Annotated in this window: 2 pseudogenes; one reads left to right on the top strand and one right to left on the bottom strand. The window is 60.3% G+C overall.

Annotated features, from left to right (window positions below):
• Window positions 1–123: pseudogene (locus ACWTU8_RS31965) on the top strand (phosphomethylpyrimidine synthase ThiC); the annotation flags it as partial.
• Here ACWTU8_RS31965 and ACWTU8_RS31970 read toward each other — a convergent pair.
• Window positions 124–441, bottom strand: a pseudogene (locus ACWTU8_RS31970) (IS6 family transposase); the annotation flags it as partial.
• Window positions 442–587: the final 146 nt, after the last annotated feature.

Raw genomic sequence — 587 nt, forward strand, 5'->3', positions numbered from 1 at the left:
AACCGCGTGACCGGTATTGTCTCGCGCGGCGGCTCCATCATGGCGAAGTGGTGCCTGCACCATCATCGCGAGAGTTTTCTCTACGAACATTTCGAGGAAATCTGCGACATCTGCCGCGCCTTTGCGGCGATCCGAGGGCATGAAGTCGATCAGCTGCCTGTGCTTGTCGACCGACCTGAACAGATATTTCCACCGCCCTCCAACCTGCACGTACGTCTCATCCGCACGCCATGAACCGGAACCCTGATGTTGGCGGACCCGCTTCTCGATCTCCCGCGCGTGGCGCTGAACCCAACGAAAGATCGTAGACGGGCCGACCTCGACACCACGCTCCTGCATCATCTCGGCGAGATCGCGATAGCTGATGCCGTATTTGCAGTACCAGCGCACGCATAACACGATGATCTCGGTCGGAAAGCGACGGCGCTCGAACAGGGACAACAGGGCGGCTCCTCGACTGGCCGTCCCCTCCTCATACTGCCAAGGTTAATGCAACCGAGCCGCGCGATAGAGATTTTCCCTGCCCTGCGCGACAACGAGTTCGTCATCCGACTACCTCCGAAACCGGGGGCAACCCCGGTTGCGGC

The organism is Mesorhizobium sp. BHbdii, from assembly GCF_053848045.1.